At 60.4% G+C, this 26,532-nt stretch carries 23 protein-coding genes; 17 read left to right on the top strand and 6 right to left on the bottom strand.

Features of this window, described 5'->3' with window-relative positions; genetic code table 11:
- The first annotated feature begins 125 nt into the window (after positions 1–125).
- From EOI86_RS04395 to EOI86_RS04345, 11 genes are all read left to right on the top strand, one after another.
- The gene (locus EOI86_RS04395; protein ID WP_127763901.1) at positions 126–1,622 is read left to right on the top strand and encodes a flagellar hook protein FlgE; all 1,497 of its coding nucleotides are present in this window, start codon (positions 126–128) and stop codon (positions 1,620–1,622) included.
- A gap of 420 nt (positions 1,623–2,042) precedes the next feature.
- Entirely contained in the window at positions 2,043–2,405 is a 363-nt protein-coding gene (locus EOI86_RS04390) for a DUF1153 domain-containing protein (RefSeq protein WP_205032054.1), read from the top strand.
- 406 nt (positions 2,406–2,811) lie between these two features.
- Positions 2,812–4,482, top strand: coding sequence for a flagellar basal-body MS-ring/collar protein FliF (gene fliF, locus EOI86_RS04385; RefSeq protein ID WP_161973695.1), 1,671 nt, complete (start codon positions 2,812–2,814; stop codon positions 4,480–4,482).
- Positions 4,483–4,734: 252 nt separating this feature from the next.
- On the top strand, positions 4,735–5,751 hold the full coding sequence (gene fliG / locus EOI86_RS04380; protein WP_127763899.1) for a flagellar motor switch protein FliG: 1,017 nt from the start codon (positions 4,735–4,737) through the stop codon (positions 5,749–5,751).
- Positions 5,752–5,820: 69 nt separating this feature from the next.
- Positions 5,821–6,768, top strand: coding sequence for a FliH/SctL family protein (locus tag EOI86_RS04375; RefSeq protein WP_127763898.1), 948 nt, complete (start codon positions 5,821–5,823; stop codon positions 6,766–6,768).
- On the top strand, positions 6,761–7,117 hold the full coding sequence (gene fliN, locus EOI86_RS04370) for a flagellar motor switch protein FliN (RefSeq protein WP_127763897.1): 357 nt from the start codon (positions 6,761–6,763) through the stop codon (positions 7,115–7,117). Before EOI86_RS04375 ends, fliN begins: the two co-directional genes overlap by 8 nt.
- A complete protein-coding gene (locus EOI86_RS04365; RefSeq protein ID WP_127763896.1) occupies positions 7,117–7,950 on the top strand; it encodes a motility protein A in 834 nt (277 codons plus the stop codon). Before fliN ends, EOI86_RS04365 begins: the two co-directional genes overlap by 1 nt.
- Before the next feature lie 73 nt (positions 7,951–8,023).
- The gene (locus tag EOI86_RS04360; protein WP_127763895.1) at positions 8,024–9,478 is read left to right on the top strand and encodes a sigma-54-dependent transcriptional regulator; all 1,455 of its coding nucleotides are present in this window, start codon (positions 8,024–8,026) and stop codon (positions 9,476–9,478) included.
- Between the two features lie 103 nt (positions 9,479–9,581).
- Positions 9,582–11,735: a flagellar biosynthesis protein FlhA gene (gene flhA / locus EOI86_RS04355; RefSeq protein ID WP_420810080.1), complete on the top strand. Its 2,154-nt coding sequence runs from the start codon at positions 9,582–9,584 to the stop codon at positions 11,733–11,735.
- A 132-nt stretch (positions 11,736–11,867) separates the two neighbouring features.
- Positions 11,868–12,884: a flagellar biosynthesis protein FlhF gene (locus tag EOI86_RS04350; RefSeq protein ID WP_127763894.1), complete on the top strand. Its 1,017-nt coding sequence runs from the start codon at positions 11,868–11,870 to the stop codon at positions 12,882–12,884.
- Positions 12,885–12,932: 48 nt separating this feature from the next.
- Positions 12,933–13,712: a nucleotide-binding protein gene (locus EOI86_RS04345; RefSeq protein ID WP_127763893.1), complete on the top strand. Its 780-nt coding sequence runs from the start codon at positions 12,933–12,935 to the stop codon at positions 13,710–13,712.
- 496 nt (positions 13,713–14,208) lie between these two features.
- Here EOI86_RS04345 and EOI86_RS04340 read toward each other — a convergent pair whose 3' ends face one another.
- Both EOI86_RS04340 and EOI86_RS04335 read right to left on the bottom strand, forming a co-directional pair.
- Positions 14,209–15,207 (bottom strand): hypothetical protein, encoded by a 999-nt coding sequence (locus EOI86_RS04340; RefSeq protein WP_127763892.1) that lies wholly within the window; start codon positions 15,205–15,207, stop codon positions 14,209–14,211.
- A gap of 3 nt (positions 15,208–15,210) precedes the next feature.
- Positions 15,211–15,456: a hypothetical protein gene (locus tag EOI86_RS04335; RefSeq protein ID WP_153811689.1), complete on the bottom strand. Its 246-nt coding sequence runs from the start codon at positions 15,454–15,456 to the stop codon at positions 15,211–15,213.
- Between the two features lie 65 nt (positions 15,457–15,521).
- Between EOI86_RS04335 and EOI86_RS04330 the strand changes: the two genes are divergently transcribed.
- The 3 genes from EOI86_RS04330 (at position 15,522) to EOI86_RS04320 (ending at position 18,277) form a co-directional block, all read left to right on the top strand.
- Positions 15,522–16,973, top strand: coding sequence for a hypothetical protein (locus EOI86_RS04330; RefSeq protein ID WP_127763890.1), 1,452 nt, complete (start codon positions 15,522–15,524; stop codon positions 16,971–16,973).
- Positions 16,970–17,434 carry a hypothetical protein gene (locus tag EOI86_RS04325; RefSeq protein ID WP_127763889.1) on the top strand — a complete coding sequence of 155 codons (465 nt, stop codon included), beginning with the start codon at positions 16,970–16,972 and terminating at the stop codon, positions 17,432–17,434. Before EOI86_RS04330 ends, EOI86_RS04325 begins: the two co-directional genes overlap by 4 nt.
- 225 nt (positions 17,435–17,659) lie before the next feature.
- Positions 17,660–18,277 carry an HD domain-containing protein gene (locus EOI86_RS04320; RefSeq protein WP_161973693.1) on the top strand — a complete coding sequence of 206 codons (618 nt, stop codon included), beginning with the start codon at positions 17,660–17,662 and terminating at the stop codon, positions 18,275–18,277.
- A 133-nt stretch (positions 18,278–18,410) separates the two neighbouring features.
- On the opposite strand, the gene EOI86_RS04315 is transcribed toward EOI86_RS04320, so the two are convergent.
- Positions 18,411–19,655 carry a M24 family metallopeptidase gene (locus EOI86_RS04315; RefSeq protein ID WP_127763887.1) on the bottom strand — a complete coding sequence of 415 codons (1,245 nt, stop codon included), beginning with the start codon at positions 19,653–19,655 and terminating at the stop codon, positions 18,411–18,413.
- A 90-nt stretch (positions 19,656–19,745) separates the two neighbouring features.
- Complete coding sequence (locus tag EOI86_RS04310) at positions 19,746–20,636, bottom strand: HalD/BesD family halogenase (RefSeq protein ID WP_127763886.1); 891 nt, start codon at positions 20,634–20,636, stop codon at positions 19,746–19,748.
- 160 nt (positions 20,637–20,796) lie between these two features.
- Here EOI86_RS04310 and EOI86_RS04305 point away from each other — a divergent pair, with 160 nt between their 5' ends.
- Positions 20,797–21,717, top strand: a complete 921-nt coding sequence (locus EOI86_RS04305; RefSeq protein WP_127763885.1) for a LysR family transcriptional regulator — start codon at positions 20,797–20,799, stop codon at positions 21,715–21,717.
- Between the two features lie 213 nt (positions 21,718–21,930).
- Here the strand turns inward: EOI86_RS04305 and EOI86_RS04300 are convergent, their stop codons facing one another.
- Entirely contained in the window at positions 21,931–22,737 is an 807-nt protein-coding gene (locus EOI86_RS04300; protein ID WP_161973691.1) for a phytanoyl-CoA dioxygenase family protein, read from the bottom strand.
- Positions 22,738–22,878: 141 nt separating this feature from the next.
- On the opposite strand from EOI86_RS04300, the gene EOI86_RS04295 reads away from it, so the two are divergent.
- Both EOI86_RS04295 and EOI86_RS04290 read left to right on the top strand, forming a co-directional pair.
- Positions 22,879–24,513, top strand: a complete 1,635-nt coding sequence (locus tag EOI86_RS04295) for a GMC family oxidoreductase (RefSeq protein WP_127763883.1) — start codon at positions 22,879–22,881, stop codon at positions 24,511–24,513.
- A 97-nt stretch (positions 24,514–24,610) separates the two neighbouring features.
- Positions 24,611–25,117 (top strand): OsmC family protein, encoded by a 507-nt coding sequence (locus tag EOI86_RS04290; RefSeq protein ID WP_127763882.1) that lies wholly within the window; start codon positions 24,611–24,613, stop codon positions 25,115–25,117.
- A gap of 18 nt (positions 25,118–25,135) precedes the next feature.
- Here the strand turns inward: EOI86_RS04290 and rimO are convergent, their stop codons facing one another.
- Positions 25,136–26,494, bottom strand: a complete 1,359-nt coding sequence (rimO, locus tag EOI86_RS04285) for a 30S ribosomal protein S12 methylthiotransferase RimO (RefSeq protein ID WP_127763881.1) — start codon at positions 26,492–26,494, stop codon at positions 25,136–25,138.
- Positions 26,495–26,532 lie beyond the last annotated feature (38 nt).

Here is a 26,532-nt window from a genome sequence, read left to right as displayed (position 1 = left end):
GAACCGCGCCGTCACCTCAGCAGAAGCAGTTTCAATTACCTGAATGTTCTTTTCAAAGGCTCGCCACCAAGGACAACGAGCACCGGTGAAAGCCTTTGAACGCCGCTTCGACGGAGGATAGATAAATGAGTATTTTCGGCGCATTGCGATCCGGTGTTTCCGGTCTTTTCGCACAGAGTCAGTCTCTTGCAACGACCGCCGACAACATCGCGAACGTCAACACGACCGGCTACAAGGTCAATCGCATCCAGTTCAACACGCTGGTTACGAATTCCGCGTCGACGACGTTGTTCTCTTCCGGTGGTGTCCAAAGCCGTGTCGCCCGCGATAACGACATTCAGGGACTGCTGGCCGCTTCGGCGAACGCCACCGACCTTGCGGTTGTCGGGCAGGGCTTTTTCACCGTCACCGACGAAGTAACCTTCAACGAGACCAGCGGCCGTTTCGAACCCACCGGGAACATCTTCTTTACCCGCGCAGGTGAGTTCCGCACCGACCAGGACGGCAACCTGGTAAACGCGGCCGGCTTCTTCCTGACCGGTTGGCCCAGAAACGCCGCCGATACAGGCTTCGAAGTGACGACGGTCCCGAACGCCTTTTCCGCGGTCAACACCTCTTCGTCTTCCGCGGTGGCGACACCGACGACGGAAGTCGAGATCAGTTCGAACCTGCCGGCGGCCTCCGCGACCGGCGATTCGTTCGACGTCGCGCTTCAGGTCTTCAACCGCCAGGGCGGACAACGGACACTGACCGTCACCTTCACGCGCAATTCCGCGGTCGATACCTGGGACGTTTCCGCCGAACTCGTCGGCGGCGGCCAGTTCGTCGATATCGATGTGAACAACGACGGCACCGATCAGTCTGGCTCTTTCGACACCAACGGCGACGGCTTGCTGGATGATGATGAACGCGCGGCGATCCCGGATGTCGGCGCCGCAGGGTCGAATGCTTCCTACGCGGCCGCTGACCTTGATTTGGAAGCCCTTGTTGGAACGCGGTCGATCGCGTCCCTGGGACAAATCACCTTCAACGCCGACGGTTCCATCGCTACCACGACATTCAATTCGGCGGGCGGCGACATCGCTTTCGGCAACGCCACGACGTCCGATATGAACTTCTTGATCGATTTCGACGCCAATTCGGCGACGGATGACGACTTGGTGCCGATCACCTTGAACCTGGGGACGCTGAACGGCACGGACGGTATGTCCCAGTTCGACGGCGCCAACGTCATCAACAACCTGGATCAAAACGGACGGCAGTTCGGCTCCCTGACCGGGGTGACCGTTTCCGACGACGGTATTGTTACCGCGTTGTTCGACAACGGCGTGACGCGTGAGATTTTCCAGGTGCCGATCACGACCTTCAACAACCCGAACGCCCTGACACCGCTATCCGGCAACGTCTTCATTCAGACCGATGCCAGTGGCCAGCCGGTACCGCGTGTGGCCGGGACGGGCGGTTCGGGTGCGATCTCGCCCTCGTCGCTCGAACAATCGACCGTGGACATCGCCGACGAATTCACCAAGCTGATCATCACGCAGCGCGCCTTCTCGGCCAATACACGGACGATCACGACGGCGGATGAATTGCTGGATGAATTGATCCGAACGATCCGATAACGGATCACATATCGCCGGCGCACAACAGACGAGCGCCGAACGGGAATACGGGCCGGCCCTTCATGGGGCCGGCCTTCTTCTTTTTACCGTCCATGACAGTCCGGTCACGGCACCCACCGTACTGCGCGCCATTCATTCTTCATCTTTTCTTTTCATTTTGGGTGTAAGGTTAACCAACTGCCCGTCAGGATCCGTCTTCGATCCAATGGAAGGGATAAAGCTACAATGATACCGCGCTATTAAGATGTTGATTTTAAAGTGATAAATATCTCAGTTTTTCATTCAGATAGAATTTAGATAAAATTTTAGATAATTTATACTTTGTTAACCATTCCCCCATACGATCATTGTTGTCAGGCACGAGTAAGCCAGCGACGATGAGAGACTGAGAGATAAAATCACGGGACCAGGAGGGCTGATATGACCAGCCATTTCAAAATGGACCGCGATGAAGAAGAAGCCCAATTAAAGGCAGACACATCCGTCGTTCAATTTCCCGGCGCGGGGAGCGCCGAACAGAACCGCACCCAAGGCCATGCAAGGACCACCGGTCCGGGCCTGCCTCCTCCTAACTTGAGACGCTGGACGTCCCAGTACAAGCAAGCCGTTGTGCTTGCGGTGCATGGCGGCTTCCTGACGCAGGCAGAAGCCTGCAAGCGTTATCGGCTGACGGCCGAGGAATTTCAGGATTGGGAATACGCGTTGACCCGGCACGGTGCGGCCGGACTCAAAGTCACCCGCCTCAGCGGGCTGCGACGCGTGGACAAGCAAAAGGCCGGCTAAAGGGTCTCTAGCCCCCACCTAATTTCCATCAATCATGCGTGCTTATTTGTCCGCGAGCCGGGCCGCGCACCTTGATTCACCGTCACGCGACATCGATTAAGAGGCGCGGCATCATGACAGCTACATGGTTTTACTTAGTGGGTTTTCCACGCCCGGCGTCAACCCAAGAAATTCACAAGTATTCAAAAGTAAAGCTAGGTGATTTTTGCCTATTTTCTACTTTGATCTCTTTAGCAAATCACATATCGTTATTTTGGGAGATCGTACAGGAGAGGCGAATTGGCATTGTGAGAGGTGCCTTCGCGAAAAGCATCATCGGCATTCCGGCTGACCGGGTGCTCGGTGTATTCGCGCAGGCAATCAGTGCCGATTCAGCGAACGCGGCAAGCGTTCAGGGAGAGGTATCGTGAACGGGTTAGTGCAGGTTTTTCAGAATTTAGGGCCGACGCGGGTTGCCGCCATTGGCGGTGTCGCGGTCTTGTTGATGGCGTTCTTCATTTTCATGATGACGCGCCTCACCTCTCCCGACATGCGTTTGCTGTATGGTGATCTGGATCAGACAGACGCCAACCAAATCATCACCCAGCTGACCGCGCAAAGCGTTCCCTTCGAATTGCGGAACCAGGGCACGGAAATCATGGTTCCCGCCGATCAGGTCGCCCAATTGCGCTTGAGCATGGCGGAGATGGGCTTCGGCGGTCGCGTGCTGGGCAACGAGCTGTTCGACCGCGAACAAAGCTTCGGCACATCCAGCTATATGCAGCAGATCACCAGCCAGCGCGCTTTGGAAGGCGAATTGGCCAGGACGATTTCCTCGTTCACAACGGTAAAATCGGCCCGCGTGCATTTGGTCCTGCCGCAACGGGAGTTGTTTACCCGTGAGGTCCGCGAACCGAGCGCTTCCGTTATCCTGCGCATGCGCGGCGGCCAGCGTCTGGACAAGCAGCAAGTTCTCGCCATCCAGCATTTGATCGCAACAGGCGTCGACCGCCTGAAGCCCAACAACATTACCATCGCCGATGACCGCGGCACATTGCTGGCCCGCGGCGGCGACGAGGAAGGCCTCGCTTCCGCCCAAACCGACGAATTGCGCACCGCCTATGAAAACCGGTTGGCGCGCCGCATCGAGGAATTGGTCGAACGCACGGTGGGCATCGGCAAGGTTCGCGTTCAGGTCCAGGCGGAAATGGACATGAGCCAGGTGGTTCAGAACGTCGAGACCTATGACCCGGAAGGTCAGGTCCTGCGGTCTTCGGAAAGCATCGAAGAAGCGAACAACGTGAACGAAGCCGGCGAAGACGCGGTTACGGTCGGCAACAACCTGCCCGACGGCGGCGGGGAATTCGGCGCCGGCGGCGGTGTTTCCGAAAATTCCAGCCGGGTCGAGGAACGGTCCAACTTCGAAATTTCAAAATCCATCACCAATACGGTCCGCGCGCCCGGCGAGGTCGAGCGCGTCTCTGTCGCCGTCCTGGTCGACGGCTCCTACGATGTCACCCCGGTTGAGGGAGACGGTGAGCCGACCCGCGCCTATGTCGCGCGTACGGAAGCCGAAATGCAGCAAATCGAAGTCCTGGTGAAAACCGCCATCGGCTTCGAGGACGGCGTCGACTCAGTAGAAGTCGTCAACATGCCCTTCGCGGATCCGATTGACCTGGACGACGGGGGCGTCGAGACCTTCTTCGGTCTTACCGGGCCGGACATCCAGCGGATCATCGAAGTGATCGTTCTGGGCGGCGTTGGTCTGTTGATTGCCCTGCTGGTGATCCGCCCGCTGGTGTCGAAAATCTTTGAAACCTCGGCCGTATCCATCACGATGGAAGACGACGAAGCCGCGCCGGCACTTATCACAGACCAGTCCGGCGCGCTGGTCCCTGCCCCTGCCGGTGGCGCCGGCGGCGCGATGATGATGGCCGGCGGCGATGCCGAGGACGACCCGGAGACAATGATCGACATCGCCCATATCGAAGGCCGTGTGAAGGCTTCTTCGATGAAGAAGATCGGGGAAATTATAGACAAACACCCGGAAGAGGCCGTGGCGATCCTTCGCAACTGGATGTATCAGGAAGGCACCTGATCGCTTTTCGCAGACGGCTTCGGAAGCCCAAGGGCAGCCCGAACGGCACACGGATGAGATGCGGACCGAGGAAAATGAAACGTAACATTCCCTTTCCAAGCGATAGAGAGTCGGGGACTGTGAGTATTGCGTCATCGTTCCGGTCCGCCCACCACCGGGCCCAGGGGCGGGAAATGAGCCGCGCATCGGGTTGCGCATCAGGCCGTGTGTTGTGGCCATTGAACCAGACGGAGCCGCCTTCGGGTAACTGACATGAGGGTAAGAGAAGACTTTCGGGGGCTGTCGGGGCCGGAGAAGGCCGCCATCATGATGTTGGCGATCGGGGAAGACTATGCGGCCCGGCTGTTCGGCATTATGGATGACGAGGAAATCCGGGAAATTTCCTCATCGATGGCCAATCTCGGTACGGTCAGCTCGAACGTCGTGGAACGCTTGTTCGTCGAATTTGCGGAACAGATCTCGTCCACCGGCAGCCTGGTCGGTTCGTATGAAAGCACGGAACGCCTGCTGGGCAAGGTGCTGGACGCCGACCGCGTCAACCAGATCATGGAAGAAATCCGTGGTCCCGCCGGGCGGACAATGTGGGACAAGCTGGCGAATGTGAACGAGGTCGTCCTCGCCAACTATCTGAAGAACGAATACCCGCAGACCGTCGCGGTCGTGCTGTCGAAGATCAAAGCGGACCACGGCTCACGCGTGTTGGCCGCCCTGCCCGAGAGTTTCGCGATGGAAGTCATCATGCGCATGTTGCGGATGGAAGCGGTGCAGAAGGAAGTGCTGGACGATGTCGAGCGCACGTTGCGCAACGAATTCATGACCAACCTGGCCCGAACCGCGCGCCGCGACAGCCATGAAGTCATGGCGGAAATGTTCAACAACCTGGACCGCAATACCGAAAACCGGTTCATGACCCTGTTGGAGGAGCGCAACCGCGACAGCGCGGAACGCATCAAGGCGCTGATGTTCACTTTCGAGGATCTGCAGAAGCTGGATCCGTCGGGTGTACAGACGCTGCTGCGGAATGTGGACAAGGACAAGCTGGGCATCGCGCTCAAAGGCTCTTCCGATCAGATCAAGGAACTGTTCTTCGGCAATATGTCGGAACGCGCAGCGAAGATCCTGCGCGAGGATATGGCGGCACTCGGCCCAGTCCGCCTACGCGACGTGGACGACGCACAGATGGAAATGGTCAATCTGGCCAAGGACCTTGCGGCGCGTGGGGAAATCGTCATCTCCGAAGGCAGCGCCGAGGACGAGTTGATTTACTAGTCGATCAATCGATCGGCCAGTTGTGGAAACAAGTTTCGGCGCGACAAAGCCGGATTGGTTTGAGGCATAATGAGACCCGCAACGGCGAAACCATTTCTGTTCGAGCAGTCCTTCGACGAGGAAGCGATGCAGCGTGCCCGCGAACGCAAGCGGCATGAAAGGGAAGAAGCTGCGCGCGCCGCCGAGTTGGCCGAACAGAACCAAACCCCGCCGCCGCCGACCTTTACGGAAGAGGAACTGCAGGCGGCGAAGGCTGCGGCTTGGCAGGAAGGTCATCAGGCCGGCGTTGCGGACACCCAGAAACAACAGGAAGCGCAAACCCTCGACCTGCTGGAAAACCTCAGCGCCCAAATCAGCGGCATGCATGTGCATCAAGATTTGGCAAATGAGCGGATCGCCGCCGAAATGACGGAATTTTCCCTGGAAGTCTGCCGGCGCATTCTGCCCGATTTTGTTGACAGCCATGGCGGTGAAGAGCTTCGCGTCCTGCTCGCCGAATGTTTGGAAAAGATCACACCCGCAAGCAGGATCCTGATCACGGTGTCACCGGATTCACTGGGCTTGTTGGAACCGCAGGTGGATGTGCTTGCGGCGCGGAGCGGTTTCGAAGGCCGCATCAAGCTTGTCGCCGACCCCACCCTTGGACCGACCGACCTGGTGGCGGTCTGGGACGGCGGCGGCATGCATCGAATTGAAAAGGATATCTGGCAAGCCATTGAGGCCGTCGTCGAGCGCACCCAAGCCGCGGCCCCGCCAATGCCGGACCTGCCGCCGGAGGAGCCCGAGACGTCAGCGCCGGATATGGCAGAGAACGCGCAAACGCCTGAGCCAGAAACGCGGGAGCCAGAAACACCGGAGCCCAAAACACATGAGCCAACCGCGGCAACAGAAACACAGGAAATGTCGCAGCCGGAGAACGACCGTGCGGCTGTCGATGAAACCTCCGCCCCTATCAACGAACAAGGGGCGGACGGCATAGCGGAAACAGCCGTTTCCGAGGAGGACCAAAATGTCTGACGAGTCAAAAGAGTTTAACCTCAACGAGTTGGAGGAAGGCGAACAGAGCGGAGAGCCGCTCGACCCGCGCGCTGCCGAACTTGTCGCGCCGACAGGCGCTCGCGACCTGGAAGCCGTGTATGAAATACCGGTCCAGGTGTCGGCCGTTCTGGGCAAGGCCCATATGCAAGTCAGCCAATTGTTGAAACTGGGCCGGGGCGCGGTCGTGGAACTGGACCGCAAGGTTGGGGAAGCCATCGACATTTACGTCAACAACCGCTTGGTCGCCCGTGGCGAAGTCGTGGTGGTCGACGACAAATTGGGCGTCACCATGACGGAAATCATCAAGTCGGATAAGACGGGCGGATAATGGCAACAGATCTCGAGCGCAGTGCTGAACGCGGATTAAGCCAGCCGACGGCGGGCCGAAGCGCGGTCGATTTGGCGACCGTCCTCGGCATTCTTGCCGCCGTCATCCTGGTCGCGGCGGCCATTGTGCTCGGCGGATCGCCCGGCTCCTTTCTGGACGGCCCCTCCGTTCTAATCGTCTTCGGCGGAACCTTCGGCGTTACCACCGCCTGTTTTTCCGTTTCCGATATGATCAGTTCGATGAAGGATGTCGGCCGGACGGTGTTCCGGACCCATCACGACGTCCGCGCGGTCGCCATTCAAATGCTGCAAGTGGCCCAGGTCGCCAGGTATCGCGGCATTCTCGCGATTCAATCCTACCTTCCCGTATTAGAAGGCCAACCGATGCTGGTTCAAGGCCTGAGCATGGTGATCGACGGCACGTCCGGTGATGAAGTCGAACGCATCATGCTGCGGGAAGTTCAGGCCCGGGCGCAACGAAACGCGCGGTCGGTCAGCATTCTGCGCAAGGCGGCGGAACTGTCGCCCGCCATGGGGCTGATCGGTACGCTTGTCGGACTGGTCCAGATGCTGAGCAACCTGGAAGACCCGGCGACGATCGGTCCCAGCATGGCGGTCGCCTTGCTGACCACCTTCTACGGCGCGTGCCTAGCCAATATGGTGTTCAACCCGCTTGCGTCGAAACTGGAGCGCAACGCGGCCGAGGATATGCTGACCAACCATCTCTGCGTCACCGCGGCTGCATCCATCGGGCGCCAGGAAAATCCGCGCCGGTTGGAAATGCTTTTCAACACGATGCTGCCGCCGTCGCGGCGCGTGGACTATTTCGGATAACGGTCATGAAAGAAGCCTTTGACATGATGGTTCCGCATGCACGGATCATCGAATACCTGGACGGGATAGCGTCATGAAGTTGCTGATTATCGGAAGCCTGGGTGGGCATTTAAGTACCGCCAGCCAGATCGCGATGAAACGCGGGGCGAAGGTCACATCCGTCAACAATATCGAAGAAGCGCTCAGCACGCTTCGGTCCGGTTATGGCGCGGAAGTGATCATGGTCGATGCACGCATGAACATCGCCGAGCTTTCCAAAGCCCTGGACTCGGAACGCATAGCAGTCGCCATCATCGCCTGCGGCATCGAGGGAACGTCCCCCGAAATCGCCGTCGCATCGATCAAGGCGGGGGCGAAGGAATTTCTACCTCTGCCGCCGGACCCGGAATTGATCGCTGCCGTGTTCGAAGCGGTCGCGGAAGAAAACCATGCGATCATTCACCGCGACCCGGCCATGCGTCAGGTTCTGAAACTGGCGGACCAGATCGCGCCCAGCGAGGCGTCGGTGCTGATCACCGGGGAATCCGGCACCGGTAAGGAAGTGATGGCGCGGTACGTTCACGCGAAGAGCAAACGGGCATCGGGTGAATTCGTTGCGTTGAATTGCGCGGCGATCCCCGAAAACCTTCTGGAATCCGAACTCTTCGGACATGAGAAGGGCGCCTTCTCCGGCGCCGTCGCCCGGCGGATCGGTAAGTTCGAACAAGCGAATGGCGGCACCCTGCTGCTGGATGAAATCAGCGAAATGGATCCACGCCTTCAAGCGAAGCTGCTGCGCGCCATTCAGGAACGGGAGATCGACCGTGTCGGGGGCGCGAAACCCGTATCGGTCGACGTGCGACTGCTGGCAACCTCGAACCGGAACCTTGAGGACGAAGTGTCCAACGGCAATTTCCGGGAAGATCTTTATTTCCGATTGAACGTGGTCAATCTGCAGCTTCCCTCCTTGCGTGAGAAACCACAGGACATTCCGGCCCTGGCCGAGCACTTCGCAGCCAAATACGCGGAGTCCAACGGCATGCCGTCGCGCCCGCTATCGGCCGCCGCCATGCAGCGGCTAAAGGAACATCATTGGCCGGGCAACGTTCGTGAACTGGAAAACGCGATGCACCGGGCCGTGCTGTTGGCCCAAGGGGACGAGATCGGCGAGGAAGCCATTCTGTTGGGCGCCGGCCCGACCCATAAGCAACCGAAGCCGGCCGCCGTCCCTGCTGAAACGGCACCGGCCGTTGCCGCCTCCAACCCGGCAGCCGATGGCATGGCATCCTCGGCCCCCTCTGCCATGGAGGGATCACAATCGGCACAGGACGCGGCCGAAGGCTCCGCGGCACCGGCGGCGCGCATGGTCGGCAAGACGGTCGCTGAGGTCGAGCGGGATTTGATCATCGACACCTTGCAGCATTGCCTTGGCAACCGGACACATGCGGCGAACATCCTGGGCATTTCGATCCGAACCCTTCGCAACAAGCTGAAGCAATATTCTGAGGAAGGCCTGGCCGTCCCCGCACCGGGAGACGGTTCGGCCTAGCATGCCCTTGGAACGCCATCCCATACAGTCACGCGCCGGGTCGCCCCTTGTAACGGGCGGCCCTTGCCGCTTCCGTAACCGATAATTCGGGTAGGGGAGAAAAATGGCCGATACCGAAGGGACACCGCAACAAACGCCTGCACCACAGGATGCTGCCGCCACTGGTGCGGGGGCTGCTGCCGGTATGGGCATGGGCGACCGTCTGCGCGGCATGAATTTCCACAAGGAAATTTTCCTTCCGATCGGAATCCTTGCGATTTTGATTCTGCTGCTGGTGCCGCTGCCAACCCCGCTCCTCGATTTCGCGCTCTCGCTGTCGATCACGTTTTCCGTCGTTATTCTGCTGACGGTCGTCTTCATCAAATCGCCGCTGGAATTAACCTCCTTCCCGACGATCCTGTTGATCGCGACGATGCTTCGTCTAGGCCTCAACGTCGCCTCGACACGATTGATCCTGTCCGAAGGTCATACCGGCACCGCGGCTGCGGGCCGGGTCATCGAGGCTTTCGGGTCGTTCGTGGCGGGCGGAAACTATGTCATCGGGATCATCGTTTTCGCGATCCTGGTCATCATCAACTTCATCGTCATCACCAAGGGCGCCGGGCGTATCGCGGAAGTCGCCGCCCGTTTCACCTTGGACGCCATGCCCGGCAAACAGATGGCGATTGATGCCGACCTGTCGTCCGGCCTGATCAACGAAGACAACGCCCGCAAACGCCGTAAGGAACTGGAAACCGAAAGCTCGTTCTACGGCGCCATGGACGGTGCATCCAAGTTTGTTCGCGGTGACGCGGTCGCGGGTATTCTGATCACCTTCATCAACGTCATCGGCGGCATCATCATCGGCGTGGTGCAACAGGGCATGACAATGGCTACGGCGGCGGAAAACTACACGCTGTTGACCATCGGTGACGGGCTGGTCAGCCAGATCCCCGCCCTTGTCGTTTCCACCGGCGCCGGCATGTTGGTCACCAAGGCCGGGGTCTCGGGCGCCACCGACGTTGCCGTCTTCGGTCAGCTCACAAGCTACCGGATGACCTTGTGGATCGCGGCGGGGCTGTTGCTGCTGCTGTGTTTGATCCCGGGCTTGCCGGCCTGGCCCTTCGCCCTTCTGGCGATCATGTGCGGCACTGCCGGGTTCCTGCTGCAACGTCAGGACCGGGATGAAGCCGTCGCCGCGCAAATTGCCGAGATGGAAGAAGACGTCCCCGTCGCCCCGCCGGAAGAGCCGATTTCCAGCGCCCTGCAAATCGACCTGATCCGACTGGAACTGGGTTATGGATTGCTGCCGCTGATCAATGCGAATGAAGAGCACCGACTGACCGACCAGATCAAGGCGCTGCGCCGGCAAATCGCCGGCGAGATGGGTTTCGTCATGCCGGCGGTGCGCATCCAGGACAACCTGCAACTGCCCGCGAATTCCTATGTCATCCGGATCAAGGAAATCGAAACCGGCCGCGGCGACCTGCGCCCCAACATGCACCTGATCATCGATCCACGCGGCGAGAAAATATCCTTGCCCGGCGAAGCAACCGTGGAGCCGACATTCGGCCTGCCGGCCATGTGGGTCGCCGACAACCAGCGCGAGGAAGCGATGTTCCGCGGGTATACGGTTGTCGATCCCTCAACCGTTGTGGTCACCCATATAACGGAAATCGTAAAAGACAACATGGCCGAGTTGTTGTCTTATGCGGAAACCCAGAAATTGATCGACGAGTTACCCGACAGCCAGCGCAAACTGGTGGAAGACCTTATTCCGACGCAGATCAATTTGGGTGGTGTTCAACGCGTGCTTCAAAATCTGCTGAACGAACGCGTCTCGATCCGCGACCTGCCGACCATTTTGGAAGGCGTATCCGAGGCCGTCGGTTATACCCGCAACGTCACCCAGATCACCGAACATGTCCGCGCCCGCCTTTCCCGTCAGCTTTCCGACGCCAACACCAATGAGGACGGCGTCGTACCGTTGATTACATTGACGCCGGAATGGGAAGAGACCTTCATGCAAAGCGTGGTTGGCCAAGGCGATGAACAACACTTGGCCATGGCGCCAAGCAAGCTGCAGGAATTCATCAGCGGTGTGCGCAGCGCCTTCGAACGCGCCGCCATGAACGGACAGACGCCCGCCTTGCTGGTCAGCCCGCAGATCCGCCCCTTCGTGCGGTCGGTCATCGAACGCTTCCGGCCGGTTACCGTGGTCTTGTCCCAGAACGAGATCCACCCGAAGGCAAAAATCAAGACGGTGGCCCAGATATGACGGGGTCTGGCAACAGCGAAGCGGGTTTGACCAGCTGCCCCGACCGTCGCAGAGTTCCCGGATACGCTCCACGGGGTGCCACTCAATTGGAGCGCGCTCAATTGGGGCAACTAGAACAAATGGCGGACCGCGATGCGCCTTAAGACCTTTCACGCAAAGTCGCTGCACGACGCGATGACTTTGGTACGCGAGCAGCTAGGGGACGACGCCATCATCGTCGCCACCCAGGAAACGGGCGGGCCACAAGGTGCGCGGGTTACTGCCGCGGTCGAACAGGTGGACGACCCGTTCGAGGCACTCGGCGGTGATATCGATGTCATCGAAGCAATCACCGAAGCCTTGGAACGCCACGGCACACCGCCCGAACTGACCGACAGGTTGGTCGATGAAGCCTCAATGCTGGAAGAGAACGACCCGGTCAAAGCGCTGACACACGCGCTGGCCGAAGTTTTCCGCTTCGACCCATTGCCGGAAGATTCCGACGGGCGGCCCTTGATTCTGATCGGTCCACCGGGTGTCGGAAAGACCGTCGGCTGCGTCAAACTGGCTGCCCGCGCCGCCTTGAAGGACCCGAGCACGGAAGCCTTGATACAGGACGAGACGGACGGTCGCGTGGCAACCAACCGCTTGCCGGTCCATCTGGTCGGGGCGGACAAGCTGAAGATTGGCGCGATGGAGCAATTGGCGCTATACGCGGACAAGCTTGGCGCCAACATGATCGTCGTCAGCGACGGCAAGGTCTTGTCGAAGGCGCTTGGCAAATTGCCGCCGGACGAATTGATCGTGATCGACACACCCGGCACGAACCCGTTCAACTTGGAAGAATTGGCCCATATCGTTGAACTGGCCGAAGCCGGCGATATGGATCCCGTATTGGTCTTAACCGCCGGGCGCGATGCAGAGGAAGCCACTGACCTTGCCAAGGCGTTCAGGCCCGCCGGCGCAACCAGGCTTTTGATAACCGGCTACGATATCGCCCGCCGCTTGGGGTCCATGCTGGCGGCTGCCGTGGCGAGCGACCTTGCCTTGTCGGATATCGGACGGTCGCCGCGGATCGCAGACGGGTTTCAACCGCTGGACGCCGCGACCTTGGCCCGAATGTTGCTGCCGAAACCGAAGAAGTCATCCGAGAAGCAGACCGCGTCATGAGCATAGTCGATTGCAATAAAAACCGCTTGAAGCGGAAAGGGTTTCATCATGAGTGACGGCAGCCAAAAGTCCCAGCTTGCCGCAGTCGACGGCAGCCGGATGATTGCCGTGGGCAGCGGCAAGGGAGGCGTCGGGAAGACCTGGTTCTCGATCACGCTTAGCCATTGCCTTGCCCATCGGAAGAAAAAGACCCTGCTTTTCGATGGCGATTTGGGCTTGGCGAACGTGGATATCCAATTGGGTCTAATGCCGAAGCGGGACATCGGCGAAGTGGCGACCGGCAAGGCATCCCTGAAAGCCGTCACCACGCATTACGACGCCGGCGGATTCGACATTCTGGCCGGGCGGTCCGGTGGCGGTGCGCTTGCCACGCTGCCGCCGCCGCGCTTGCTGCGCATCCGGCAGGAACTGTCCGATTATTCAAAGAATTTCGACGCCGTGGTCCTGGATCTGGGGGCCGGTGTGGACCGGACTGTTCAGATTCTGGCGGCCCCGGCGCATCTCTGCCTGCTAGTGGTCAATGACGAGCCGACCAGCCTGACCGATGCCTATGCGTTCATCAAACTGGCACAACAGGCCGGTACGCATGCTAACATCCAGATCGTCGTGAACATGGCCGAGAACGCCGCGACCGGTAAGAAAACCTACGAGACATTGGCAAAGGCCTGCACGAATTTCCTGAAGTTCACGCCGCCCCTGGCGGGGGTTATCCGCCAGGACAACAAGGTTAGGGAAAGTATCCGCGCGCAAATGCCGTTGATGACGCGGTCGCCCAACAGCGCCGCGGCGTCGGATGTGGAAGCAATCGCCGCCAGGATAGAATTATAGGACAGCGGCGGCCCCATCATCGGTAAGCGCGGTTGAGGTGACCCGAGCATGAGTTCGTCCATCAACCTGCCGCCCAGCGGACAAAACCAATCCGCCCAGCCTAAACCGGCCGGGCAACCCCCTACCCCTGCCGCCGTTCTGCGCGCCGAAACGGGTGTCACGCAGGCCCTTGCCAAGGGCACACCGATCCAGGGCACGGTCACCGGAACGCCCACAACGGGCCAAATCACCATTCAGACCCCAAGCGGCGCCGTAACCCTGCAAACCACTGCCGAAGTCCCGGTCAACAGTCAGATCACACTGCAAGCCGGCACCGGCGACGGCCAAGTAAAGCTGGCCCTCACGCCAGGACAAACCCAATCTCAAGCCCAACCAAAACCAGGGGGAGCGACGGGAGCGACCGGCGGCCAAGCGCCAAGCCAAACCGCGTCCACGGCGCGACCGCCCGCCGTGGTCACAACATTGACCCAGGGCGCGACCGTAACCGCAACGGCGGTTAATCCACCAGCGACCACACAACCGCAAACGCCGCAATCCGCCGCACCTCAATCCCCGCAATCGGCCACGCCACCACCCATAACACCGCAAAGCGCTGCCCCGCAGTCATCGGCGCAACAACCGGCGACGCCGCAATCCACAGCATCTCAAAGCCCGGCACCTCAAAGCCCGGCGCCATTGCCATCGACGCAACCTTCCGCGCCGTCCTCATCCTCGACGCCGCCCGCTCAACAAACTCCCGTTCAACAAACTCCCGCTCAACAAACTCCCGCTCAACCTTCCAGCGCACCGCGCGCGGCGCCGCCCTCCAACGCCCAACAGCAACCGGCGACAACACAGCAGCCCGCACAGGCACAACCGACTCCCCCACAAGCGCCGACCCAGCCGGTTTCTCCGCCGGCGCAGCAAACGGCGCCGCCGTCCAACCAAGCATCGGCACCGCCCCAACAAACACCAGCAACACCAGCGCCACAGCAGCCTGCGCAAACAGCACCGCTGCCCCAACCAACTCTGCCTTCAACTTCAACGCCGCCAGCGCCCTCAGCGGCACAGCCATCGTCATCCCCCACGGCCGCCCCAACAGCGCCGGCGCCTCAACCGGCGTCAGGCCAATCAACGCCCGCCCAACAAACACCTGGGCAATCACCATCGGTACCGCCAGCGACATCAGGCACCACAGCGACGCCCTCAACGCCTGGCTCAGCCCCAACGCCACAACAAACGTCAACGCCGCCGCCAACGCCGTCTTCAGCGTCAACCCCAGCACCAACGCCGTCTTCAACCTCAACGCCGCCAGCGCCCTCAGCGGCACAGCCATCGTCCTCGCCCGCGGCATCTCCCACAGCGCCGGCGCCTCAACCGTCGTCGGGTCAATCAGCGCCTGCCCAACCCACGACCGCACAACAAACGACCGCCCAACAAACGACCGCCCAACAAACACCTGGGCAATCACCATCGGCACCGCCAGCGACATCAGGCACGGCAGCGACGTCCTCAACGCCTAGTTCAGTCCCAACGCCACAACAAACGTCAACGCCGCCGCCAACGCCGTCTTCAACGTCAACACCACCACCGGCGCCAACGGCCACACCCACAACACCTGCAACACCGGCGGCACCTGCAACACCGGCGGCACCATCGACACCGCCAGCGCCTCCGCCCAGCACACAACCGCCCAGCACCCCACCACCACTTCCAACCGGCACGGGCACGGCAGCACCAGCACCCACCGGCGGGTTGACACCAACGGTCCAACCACCCGTTGTTCAACCTTCAGGGGGCCAATCCGTTCCCCAACCGACGGGCAACGCATTGCCGCAGCAACCTGTTTCCGCGACGGTGATCAGCACCTCCCCCTCGCTGAGCCGGATATTGTTCGCGGGCCAAACAATCCCTGGCATCGTCGCCACATCGACGCCGTCGGTCCCTGCAGCGGCCCAAGCCACTGGGGCCCAACAGTCCGGAACAGTGACGGTCAAAACGACCGTCGGCGCGGCTACCCTAAGGCTCCCCTTCCCTGTCCCCCAGGGCGCCGCCCTGACGCTGTCGGCTGGGCTGCAAGGGCCGCTGCAAACCGTGCAGATCAGCTTCGGCGCGCAACAATCCGGAACAACTGGTTTCATTCCCCCGGGGCAAACAGGCGCAACGCCATCAACGGTGTCGGGCGCGACCAACGGGACCATAGGAAACCCCGGCGCGGGCGCACATATCCCGACCGGAAACACCGCCGCGACCATCACCGGGACCGCTCAATCGGGCATCACAAAGCCGGGAACCATCGCGGCGGGATCAACGGTTCCAATCCGCCTCGCCACCATCCTGCCGCCGGGCACACCCGCGCCGCCACTGGCGGGTTTGAGCAATTCCGCCGCACCCGGTTTGCCGGTATTGATCGGGTCGGTGATCGGCGAGACCGCGTCGGGCGCGGCGCTGGTTCGCACGCCGTCGGGCCATTTCAGCGTTCCGGTCGGGGCACGACCCGTCCCAACCGGCACCACATTGGTCCTGGAATTCCTAGCGGAGCCGAACGCGCCCGCGACCGGCGGTACAAATACGGGTCCCGCCGCTGCCCGCCAGGCCGCCGGACGGCCATTCCAGGCATTGCAGGAAGCCGTCGCCCTGCTGCAGCAATCCGACCCGGCAACCGCCCAACAGGTCGTGCAATCCCTGATCCCCAGCGCCGGGCCGCAATTGGGTACGGCCCTGCTGTTCCTGTTGCAGGCGGTCCGTTTCGGCGGCGCGCCCCGCTGGCTGGGCGGCGATGCAGTCAGAACCTTGGAACGCACCCGGCGCGGTTCGACAGACAAATTGAACCGGGACTTCGGGGTGATGCGGGGCAAAGCCGTCGACAGTACCGGCGGCGAGTGGCGCAGCTATCAACTGCCCGTCTCCGTCGGGGGCGAAATCGAGGCCTTGAAACTCTATCTGCGCGATCGCGATCAGCAGGGGCAGGACGATGACAAGGACAAAGCCAAACCGGGCCAACGTTTCATCATCGAGGTGAATTTCACCCGCCTCGGCCCATTCCAGTTCGACAACCTCGTCGACAAGAAACATATCGACCTGATGATCCGAACCCATAGTGCCCTGCCGCAGGACATGCGGCGAGAAATCCAAGCCCTGTTCGCGGATACGATCACTGCTTTGGGAATGACCGGTCAGGTCGGTTATCATGTGGTGAAGAGTTTCGACCTGAACGCGATCGGCAACGAATTTGGGGGCACACGCGGGCCCGACGATACCCACGAGGATTTGAGTATATGACAGGCACAAAGACAGACAAGGCCACGCCCCTGACCCTGGAAACGGATGCGGATCTGGAAACCGATGACGAACGCGTGCTGCGCCAATCCAGCATCGCGACGACGCCGAACCCGATTCCACAGACCGACTATCTGTGCCACCTGTCGGGCAAGCTCACCTCCTCAAGCGGGCAGACGATCACCGTTGAGCTTCGCTACGTTCCCGATAAATGGATTTTGCTTCCCGATGCGCTGGCGGACTATCTGCACGCGCTGGCCCCACCCGACCGCGAAGCCCTTGAACTGACCGCATCGCTCGTCATCGACGATTTGAACAATCAACTGGTCGCCCGCTGGCTGCAGATCACGATGAGCGGCCCGCCTGAAGCCGCGACCGACATAACCGCGCATCGTATCCTTCTGGAAGACCGCCAGCCGCAATGGGACAACCCTGCCCTTTTGCAGCGGATCGCCGGCTTCTGACGCAGCCTTCAACAAACTTCAAATTGATCTATAAATCGAACGTGCGAATTAGCTGCGCTTTATTGCACTGCACACGGAAAGCAAGCAAAGGGTCGTGGATTTTCAAGTATTGAAACAGAAACGTAACAGTAATTACCAAAAAGTGACGTAAAGTCGTTGATACTATTTCCTACCATGTAGCGTAGCAGATTTTTCACCCTGGCAATGGTATCGAGGCACCAATCCATGTACGCGAACGCACCGGAATATGCGGGCGACCCCCTGCGGTTCTCCGACCGGCTGCTCGCCTGGCTGACCGAAGCCGGGGAGCCGGTCGCGGCTGAACATGGCCTGTCGCTGCTCGATCACAGTCTTCAGACAGCGGAACTGGCCCGACGGGAAAACGCCCCGAACCATGAGGTCGTGACCGCCCTGCTGCACGATACCGGCAAGATCCTGCTTGAACATCAGGGCCCGGACGCCGCATCCGCCGCGCCCCGGTGCAGTGAGAAGATCGGTGCGGCTTGGCTCGCGCGATACTTCCCGCCGGCGATTTCCGAGCCGGTCCGTCTGCATCAGATCGCTAAACGCTGGCTGTTCGCCCTGGACAAGGGATATAGGGACAGGCTGAGCGATGAGGCTTTCCGAGCGCTGGCCGAATTGGGCGGCCCCATGGGCGAAAAGGAACGCCAACAGTTCGAGCGCCACGAAAGCTGGAGCGCTGCCGTCGCGCTCGCCCGCCGCGACGACATGAGCCGCATGCCCTTGGCCAACCGCCGTTCCGGCATCCAGGACTACCGGCAGGCCGTCGCCAATTGCCTCTCCCCGCAAAGTTCGATGCAGATCAGCAGCCGGGTGGCCTGACGTTACAGCCCTTCGCGCAACCTGGCGATAAATCGCTATTCTTGGGCAGGCACCAATTGCCGATACAAATGTTCAGGCGGTGTTACTAGTCGCCCCCTACATCCGGCCGGGCGGTCTTACTCTTCCCAAGCCGCTAGGCACGTTGGCAGGCGGAAAGCCGGTCGCAGTAGCCATAGGTGGAAAGCCGCTCAACCCCATCATTCGTGATGAGGACCTGTTCTTCCAGTTTCACGCCTTCGCCGCCGTCTTCGTGTCCGATGAAGCTCTCCACGCACACGGTCATGCCGGGCAGGAACACTTCGTCATCGTCGTGGCCTACGGCCTCCCAGTCCCCGGCATGTGAGACAATCGGGTATTCCCCTGTCATGCCGCAGCCATGCAAAACAGCCAGATAGCGATGCTTTTGATAGGGGTGCGGGATCGGCCACGCCTTTTCAGAATACTCACGGAACGCGACGCCGGCGCGCAAGAGCTCGATATTTGTTTCGATCTGTTCCTGAGCCAAGGCGTAGAGCGTGCGCTGCGCCGGAGAGGCCGGACCGTCGCCTGCGAGAAATGTCCGCGAAAAGTCACTGTAGTACCCATAGCAGCCCACCGCATCGGTATCGAAAGCAACCAAGTCGCCGGCATTGATGATCTTTTCCGACGTCTCTTGGAACCATGGGTTCGTATGCGAACCTGACGTCAGGAGCCGTGTTTCAATGTAGTCCCCTCCGCCGGAAATAAGCTTCTGGTGCAGCCGCGACCACAGCTCGTTCTCCGAGACCCCCGGCACCAGCGCCTCTTCCATCTCACGGACAGCCGCTTCCGTCAGGCGCAGCGACGACCGGATCATGTCGATCTCGCCCGGCACCTTCAGGGCTCTCGCCCGTTCAACCGGAATTTGGGCGTCCATAACCTCGAAACCCGCATTGGCCAAGGCAAGAACAGCGCCTGTCGTCGTCGCCTCGATACCGATCCGTCGACCATTAACGCCATGCTGCGCCACGAGTTCTTCGATCGCCGCAACGAAGTCCTGTTGATGACGCACGTGCTTATACCCGGAATGCAGAGGCATGATCGGTTGAGCGGGCCGGATCTCATCGATCGTATCCAGGTGAGCCGACAGATGCTCGCAGGCACGATATTCGAACAGGACGACCGGGCCCTGAACCGGGATGAACACGAAACGCGCGGGATTGCGCGCTGAATAGACCTGCATGTTACGGGCGCCGGTTGCATAACGAATATTGACGGGGTCGAACAGAATGACCGCCGACAACCGATAGTGAGCGGCTTGCTCTCGCACTCGCCGAAGCCGTCGCAGGCCGATTGCCTGCTCTTCTTCCATGGAAAGCGTTGCATAGTTTTCCGCAGCCTGATGCACGAGACTCGCCATCTGCATCTTCCCTTTCGAATAAAGCAATGGTCGCCCCCATCATGAAAGACAGAGGATCGTGAAAGACAGGCACGACCGCGCGTTTGTGGATCAACCGGCCAGGCCGTCATCGTGACGGCGTTTTTCGGCGTCGATATGCATTTGGGTCACGCGGCCGTATCCAAGCCGGGTACTTTCAAGCGCGCCGATATATCCAGGCTGCTCCGAGAATCCGAACAAGACCGTGTGCCGGTCGCCCTGCGTGTGCCCCACCCGGTGCAGCGAGTAGCGTCCGGTGAAGAGCTGAAGATCGCCGATAGACAGAAAGAGCTGCTTCACCTCGCCGCTTTTACCGTCCAGCACATTTTGTACCCGGTCGTAATTCTCGGAACCCTTACTGCGAATGTTGGGGCAATACTCGAATGCACCGCCCCCTTGAGGCGCGCGGGTCATCAGGCTCACGATGAATTCGTTGGCGTCAAAGTGCCAAGCAAGCGTCGTGTCATCCTTCATCACATTGACCACGCAATTCCGCATCGGATCCGCAAAATGGTGGATTTCGTCTTTGCCCAGGCACCGACTTATAAATTCCTTGAATGAATTATTGCGATAGAGACGCTTGAGCATCGTCTCCTCGCCGATCATGTCGCCCGCCACAAAGCCATTGCTCGAGGTCTGCAAGCGACGCTGAGGATGATCGTCAGGAAAGCCGTCCTTGGCGCCCGTTCCGTACGGCGTAAATTCATTGGTAATGAAATAGGCCTTATCCGCGAGGCGGTTGGTTTCATCTGTCAGCGCGCTATGAGCCGCTGATTCAATAAAGGCAGGAATGCGCGCGCAACCGTCTTTTTCCAGGTCTTCTCGCACCTTGTTGATCACCGAACGCAAGACACCGCTTTCCGGATCATGAAGCGGATAACGGGCAAGATCGACGATATCCGAAAGTGCGGAATCCGGGTTTTCTTCAACCCGAGGGTCTATCGTCGCTGCAACTTTCATCATCTGCCTCCATGCCAAGAACAGCCTGATGTATGTGACCAAAAGGCCGAGAATTCCAATTCAATGTTCGCTGCAATCACATTAAAAAATTGAATGTGTTTGCAGCATTGGGTAGAAGTCAGGCGATCGATATCGGCACCCTGCACACTTAGAAAACAGGCCAATGGCATACTTGGACCGGCGCCACTTCCGACTTCTCACAGCGCTTAGCGAACACAAGAAACTCGGACTTGCGGCAAGCGCTTTGGGCCTTAGCCAACCGGCGGCAAGTCATCAGATACGGGAGGCCGAACGCCGCCTCGGAATTTCTCTAATTACCAAAACCGGTAATTCCGTCTCTCTGACATCGGCGGGTGAACATCTTGCAACCATCGGGAAATCTACCGAGAAGTCCCTTTCAGACGCCGAGGCTGACGCGATCTGGCTTTCGCGCGACACCAGCGAAGCCCTTCGCTTTGCCATAGGGGTGAGCGAGCGGATGTCCTGGCTGCCTGACGCTGTTGCCAAGCTGGCGGTGCAAGAGCCCAATCTGCGCATCGAACTGGTGCAGTTGCGGCCTAGCGAGTTGCAAAGCGCGGTTATGAACCAAGAGGCTGACTGCTTCCTGACGGCTGGTGTCCCTGGGCCCGGTCTTGCCGCGCGCCACATTTTCCACGACCGCCTTGTCGGTGTCTTGCCGCCTGACGCGCCGGAAGCGGGGCAAAGTGTGACGGCAGATTGGTTCGTTTCGCGAACCTACCTTTCGTATTCCTTCCGGCCGCAACCCGGCTTCGAATTCGAGAAACTGTTCCGCCCCGCCTCGGTCGTCCCTGCCAAGATTTTGCGTCTCGAGTCCCTGCCCTCGATCATTACGATGATCGAGGCCGGTCAAGGCACGACGGTGCTTCCACGATGGGCGGTCGACGAAGCCGCGCAACAGGGTCGCGTATCACTGGCTGAACTCAATACCGAGCAACCGGGTATCGACTGGTCCCTATGTCACCATCCTCGATTATCCGAGCGTCGTTTGGCGGGGCTAGCCCTTATCGCCGAAGCCATTGAGCAAGAAGGTCGTGAGAAAGAGGGTCGCCATTCAGCAGCGTAAGAAGGAAGTGGAAACCTTCCTTGCAGATGCCGCCCCACCCTTTTTTTTCAACCCATGATGGTCAATCTTTACCGCTCGTGCGTCCAGGCGCTCTGCGACTCCCGACAGGGCGAGGACGAGCAAACGCGCACGGAGAGCCGCCGTCACCGGCTGCCTATCCCCCAGAGTTCGATGCAGATCAACAGCCGCGGGGCGTGACGCCGACAATCATCACTATTTCGAACGCCAAACCAACGGAAAACTCTCGCCCCGATACCGCTCCCCATCTGCGAAACCGGGATCGGTGGTCGGGATCGAGACCTCCCCTTTTCGTTTCAGGTAGCGCGCGTCGTCGCCGAGCCAGCGTGTCGCCAATGCCCGGCGGCGGCCCTTGTGCGGGTTGCCGGGTGCGCCGTGGACAATCATGGCCTGGAAGACGAGGCAATCGCCGGGTTCCAGCGCGAAAGTGAGGATACGGTAGTCTTCCCGGTGCCCTTCGATATCGGGCATCGGCGGCAGGTCGGTTCCCTCATACGGGCTGCCATCATCGAAGTGATAGGGGTTGTGCGCTTCCCAGAGATGGCTGCCGGCAACATATTCGACCGAGACATCTTCCGGGACGGAATCGAACGGCACCCAGAGGGAAGCGACCTGCCGCCCGGAAACCGCCCAATAGGGTTGGTCCTGATGCCAGGGCGTGCGTTCCGCCGTGCCGCCTTCTTTCACCAGTAGATGATCGTAGAAGAAGGTCGACGTCTTTGACCGCATGACGCGTCCCGCGACCTCCGCCGCGGGGCTTTCCATCACGAATTTGCGAAAGGCGGGTTGGCGTTGCCAGACGTCCAAATCGCCGAAGAACCGTCCGCCCGTCGCGGCATTCGCATATTCCTCGGCATGGGGTCCCGGATCGGCCATCGCGTCTTCCACCGCGCCGCGCATCAAGTCGATCCAATCAGAGCTGAAGACATCCCGCAGGCAGACGACACCATCGCGCTCATAGGCAGCGAATTCCGCATCCGTTATTTCCACCGAAGCAACCACGCTAACCTCCTCCCGTTCCCTTTCCGAAAGTCTCTCACGGCAGGCCCCAAGGTGAAAAGCCGGCACGTGCATATCTTGCCCGCCGCCCCCCTACTCCCTAGTCTGTTCCGCAAATAAATAGTCTTTTGGGAGGAACGTCAGATGGCATCTGCCGCATCGGGGAGCCGCCGTTCGGTCGGGACATTCGATTACATCGTCGTGGGCGCGGGATCGGCCGGTTGCGTGCTGGCGAACAGGCTCACGGCGGACGGCACCAAACGCGTCCTGCTGCTGGAAGCGGGCGGCAAGGACGACTGGTACTGGATTCACATTCCCGTCGGCTATCTAAAGACCATGCACAACCCGCGCACCGACTGGTGCATGATGACCGAGCCCGACGAAGGCCTTGGCGGCCGCGCGCTGAACTATCCGCGCGGCAAGGTGCTGGGCGGCTGTTCCTCCATCAACGGCATGATCTATATGCGCGGCCAGGCCCGCGACTACGACCAATGGCGCCAGATGGGCAATACCGGCTGGGGTTGGGACGAGGTGTTGCCCTATTTCAAACAGGCGGAGGACTTCCAGCACGGCGGTGACGAAATGCATGGCGAAGGCGGCGAAATCCCCGTTCAGGACGGCCGCAGCCATGTGGAGGTGCTGGACGCCTTCATGGAAGCCGCGATGGAACACGGCATTCCGAAGACCGAAGACTTCAACCGGGGCACGAATGAAGGCGTGGGGTATTTCCACGTCACCCAACGCAAGGGCCTGCGCTGGAGCGCGGCGAAAGCCTTCCTGCACCCGATAAAACACCGCTCGAACCTGACGCTGCAGATCAAGGCGCAGGCGGAACGTGTGTTGTTCAAGGACAAACGGGCCGTGGGCCTGGATTTCTCCATCGACGGCGAGCCGGTCACGGCGGAAGCATCCGGTGAGGTCATCCTGGCAACCGGCTCGGTCGGTTCCCCGCAATTGCTTCAGCTTTCCGGCATTGGGCCGGGCGGCGTGCTGCAGGACCATGGCATCCAGGTTGTGGAAGACTCACAGGGCGTTGGCCAAAACCTGCAGGATCATTTGCAGATCCGCACAGTCTATAAAGTGAAAAACACCAAGACGCTGAACGAGCGGGTCAACTCGACCTTCCAGAAGGCCCTGATGGGGATCGAATTCGCGCTGTTCCGGACCGGGCCGCTGACCAGCGCGCCGAGCCATTTGGGCTGCTTCGCGAAGTCCGACCCCTCGCTGGAAACGCCGAACCTGGAATATCACATCCAGCCGATCAGCACGGACAAGCTGGGCGACCCGCTGCACCCCTTCCCTGCTTTCACGGCCAGCGTCTGCAACCTGCGCCCGGAAAGCCGCGGCAGCATCAATATCAAGTCACCGAACTTCCGCGACCAGCCGGCGATCAAGCTGAACTACCTGTCCACGCCGGGCGACCGAAAGGTCGCCGCGGATGCGTTGAAATTGACGCGCAGGATCGTTCTGGAAACCGACCGGATGAAACGGCATGAACCGGAAGAACTGATGCCCGGGCCGGAATTGCAGACCGAAGAGGAATTGGCGGCGGCCGCCGGCCGGATCGGCACCACCATCTTCCATCCCGTCGGCACCTGCCGCATGGGGAACGACACCGGCGCGGTCGTCGACGACAGTTTGCGCGTGCGCGGGGTCGAGGGGCTGCGCGTGGTCGATGCCTCGGTCATGCCGACCATCACATCCGGCAATACCGCCGCGCCGACGATGATGATCGCGGAAAAGGCGTCAGCCATGATCCTGGAAGCGGCGAAAGGCTGAACCCCGCTTCACGCAGTTGTGTCACCGGGGGTTTTGACGGAGCTCCCACCGCTTCTAGCGTTCGTGAAACGACGATCCCAAAGGGAAAGGAAACGCCATGAAGGCCGATGAACTGCGCGCCCTTCAAGCGCCGATCAAGGAAAAGTACCGCGATAACCCGGACGCCGCCCGCGTGGTCTTGAAGGCCGAGGGCCGGTTGGGCGAGGGCATCGCCTGCCGTATCGAAACCGGCAAAGCCATCGCGGAAGCGGGCCTGCACCCGTCGACCGGCGGCGACGGATCGCAGCTTTGTTCCGGCGATATGCTGCTGGAAGCGCTGGTCGCCTGCGCCGGCGTCACGTGCAAGGCAGTCGCGACGGCATTGGACATTCCCGTTCGGGACGGCACCGTCACCGCCAGCGGTGTCTTCGATGCGCGCGGGACGCTGGGGGTGGACAAGGAAGCGCCGGTCGGCCTCGATGCCATAGAGCTCACCTTTTCGCTGGACGCCGACGCGACGGAAGAACAACTGGCCAGCCTGCACAAGCTGACGGAACGCTACTGCGTGGTGCTGCAGACCATTCGCGGCAACGTACCGGTGGCGTCTTCCATATCGCTACAGTGACCGCCTGTTGGGGCAGCGTCAGGTTTTAATCTGGCCCCACAGGTCGTAGTCGCTCGCCTCGTCGATTTCGACCTTCACCATATCGCCGGGCTTAATCGCGCCCGGTTCGTCGATGAAGACATTGCCGTCGATTTCTGGTGCATCCGCGTAGGAGCGGCCGACCGCCCCTTCCCCATCGACGCTGTCGATCAGGACATCCAAGGTCTGGCCGACCCGCGCGGCAAGGCGCTTTTCACTAATCGCCTGCTGGTGCGCCATGAAGCGGTCCCAGCGTTCCTGCTTCACCTCGTCCGGCACATGGCCGTCCAATTCGTTGGACGTGGCACCTGCCACATCCTCGTATTTGAAGCAGCCGACGCGGTCCAATTGCGCTTCGGTCATCCAGTCCAGCAGATATTGGAAGTCTTCCTCCGTCTCGCCCGGGAAACCGGTGATGAAGGTCGACCGCAAGACGAGGTCGGGACAGTCACGCCGCCAAGCGTGGATGTTATCCAACGTGCGTTCCACGTTACCCGGCCGGCGCATGCGCTTCAGAACCTTGGGGCTGGCATGCTGATAGGGAATGTCCAGATAGGGCAGGATCTTGCCTTCCGCCATCAACGGGATCACCTGATCCACATGCGGATAGGGGTAGACGTAATGCATCCGCACCCAGACGCCGAGGTCGCCCAAGGCGTCGGCCAAATCGTAGAACTTCGCCTTGACCGGACGACCGTTCCAGTTGCTCGCCTCGTATTTCACATCGACGCCATAAGCGCTGGTATCCTGGGAAATAACGAGCAATTCCTTCACGCCGGCTTTCACCAGCCGCTCCGCCTCATACAACACCTTGGCGGCCGGCCGGCTGGCCAGCTTGCCGCGCATGGAGGGGATGATGCAGAAGCTGCAGCTGTTGTTGCAGCCTTCGGAAATCTTGAGGTACGCGTAGTGCCGCGGCGTCAGGCGCAGGCCTTCCGGCGGCACCAGATCGGCAAAGGGATTATGCGCGGGCGGCACCGCGTCATGCACCGCGCCGACGACTTGTTCGTATTGCTGCGGGCCGGTAACCGCCAGGACGTTCGGAAACTGCGACCGGATCAGGTCCTCGTCGACGCCCATGCAGCCGGTGACGATAACGCGCCCGTTCTCGTCCATCGCCTCCCCGATCGCCTCCAGGCTTTCCGCCTTGGCGCTGTCCAGGAAGCCGCAGGTATTCACGATGACCACATCCGCGCCGTCATAGTCGGGCGAGAGCTGATAGCCTTCCGACCGCAGCTTGGTGATGATGCGTTCGGAATCGACCAAGGCCTTGGGGCAACCCAGACTGACAAGGCCGACTTTCGCCGGGGCGCTCGAATTGGGGGCCGCCGACGCGGCAGTATCATGTGTTGTGCTCATGGCGCGGGAAATAGGCCCAAATGCGCCGTTTGCCAACG

Origin of the sequence: Hwanghaeella grinnelliae (assembly GCF_004005845.1) — a bacterium.
Lineage (GTDB): Bacteria > Pseudomonadota > Alphaproteobacteria > UBA8366 > Aestuariispiraceae > Hwanghaeella > Hwanghaeella grinnelliae.
Note: the sequence above shows the minus strand (reverse complement) of the source record. Positions and strands in the feature narration are given on the sequence as shown.

What these genes read in the sequence shown, in the direction of transcription:
- EOI86_RS04395 (WP_127763901.1), top strand. Translation starts at nt 126, where the DNA reads ATGAGTATTTTCGGCGCATTGCGATCCGGTGTTTCCGGTCTTTTCGCA.
- EOI86_RS04390 (WP_205032054.1), top strand. Translation starts at nt 2,043, where the DNA reads ATGACCAGCCATTTCAAAATGGACCGCGATGAAGAAGAAGCCCAATTA.
- fliG (WP_127763899.1), top strand. Translation starts at nt 4,735, where the DNA reads ATGAGGGTAAGAGAAGACTTTCGGGGGCTGTCGGGGCCGGAGAAGGCC.
- EOI86_RS04375 (WP_127763898.1), top strand. Translation starts at nt 5,821, where the DNA reads ATGAGACCCGCAACGGCGAAACCATTTCTGTTCGAGCAGTCCTTCGAC.
- fliN (WP_127763897.1), top strand. Translation starts at nt 6,761, where the DNA reads ATGTCTGACGAGTCAAAAGAGTTTAACCTCAACGAGTTGGAGGAAGGC.
- EOI86_RS04365 (WP_127763896.1), top strand. Translation starts at nt 7,117, where the DNA reads ATGGCAACAGATCTCGAGCGCAGTGCTGAACGCGGATTAAGCCAGCCG.
- EOI86_RS04360 (WP_127763895.1), top strand. Translation starts at nt 8,024, where the DNA reads ATGAAGTTGCTGATTATCGGAAGCCTGGGTGGGCATTTAAGTACCGCC.
- flhA (WP_420810080.1), top strand. Translation starts at nt 9,582, where the DNA reads ATGGCCGATACCGAAGGGACACCGCAACAAACGCCTGCACCACAGGAT.
- EOI86_RS04350 (WP_127763894.1), top strand. Translation starts at nt 11,868, where the DNA reads ATGCGCCTTAAGACCTTTCACGCAAAGTCGCTGCACGACGCGATGACT.
- EOI86_RS04345 (WP_127763893.1), top strand. Translation starts at nt 12,933, where the DNA reads ATGAGTGACGGCAGCCAAAAGTCCCAGCTTGCCGCAGTCGACGGCAGC.
- EOI86_RS04325 (WP_127763889.1), top strand. Translation starts at nt 16,970, where the DNA reads ATGACAGGCACAAAGACAGACAAGGCCACGCCCCTGACCCTGGAAACG.
- EOI86_RS04320 (WP_161973693.1), top strand. Translation starts at nt 17,660, where the DNA reads ATGTACGCGAACGCACCGGAATATGCGGGCGACCCCCTGCGGTTCTCC.
- EOI86_RS04315 (WP_127763887.1), bottom strand. Translation starts at nt 19,655, where the DNA reads ATGGCGAGTCTCGTGCATCAGGCTGCGGAAAACTATGCAACGCTTTCC.
- EOI86_RS04310 (WP_127763886.1), bottom strand. Translation starts at nt 20,636, where the DNA reads ATGATGAAAGTTGCAGCGACGATAGACCCTCGGGTTGAAGAAAACCCG.
- EOI86_RS04305 (WP_127763885.1), top strand. Translation starts at nt 20,797, where the DNA reads ATGGCATACTTGGACCGGCGCCACTTCCGACTTCTCACAGCGCTTAGC.
- EOI86_RS04295 (WP_127763883.1), top strand. Translation starts at nt 22,879, where the DNA reads ATGGCATCTGCCGCATCGGGGAGCCGCCGTTCGGTCGGGACATTCGAT.
- EOI86_RS04290 (WP_127763882.1), top strand. Translation starts at nt 24,611, where the DNA reads ATGAAGGCCGATGAACTGCGCGCCCTTCAAGCGCCGATCAAGGAAAAG.
- rimO (WP_127763881.1), bottom strand. Translation starts at nt 26,494, where the DNA reads ATGAGCACAACACATGATACTGCCGCGTCGGCGGCCCCCAATTCGAGC.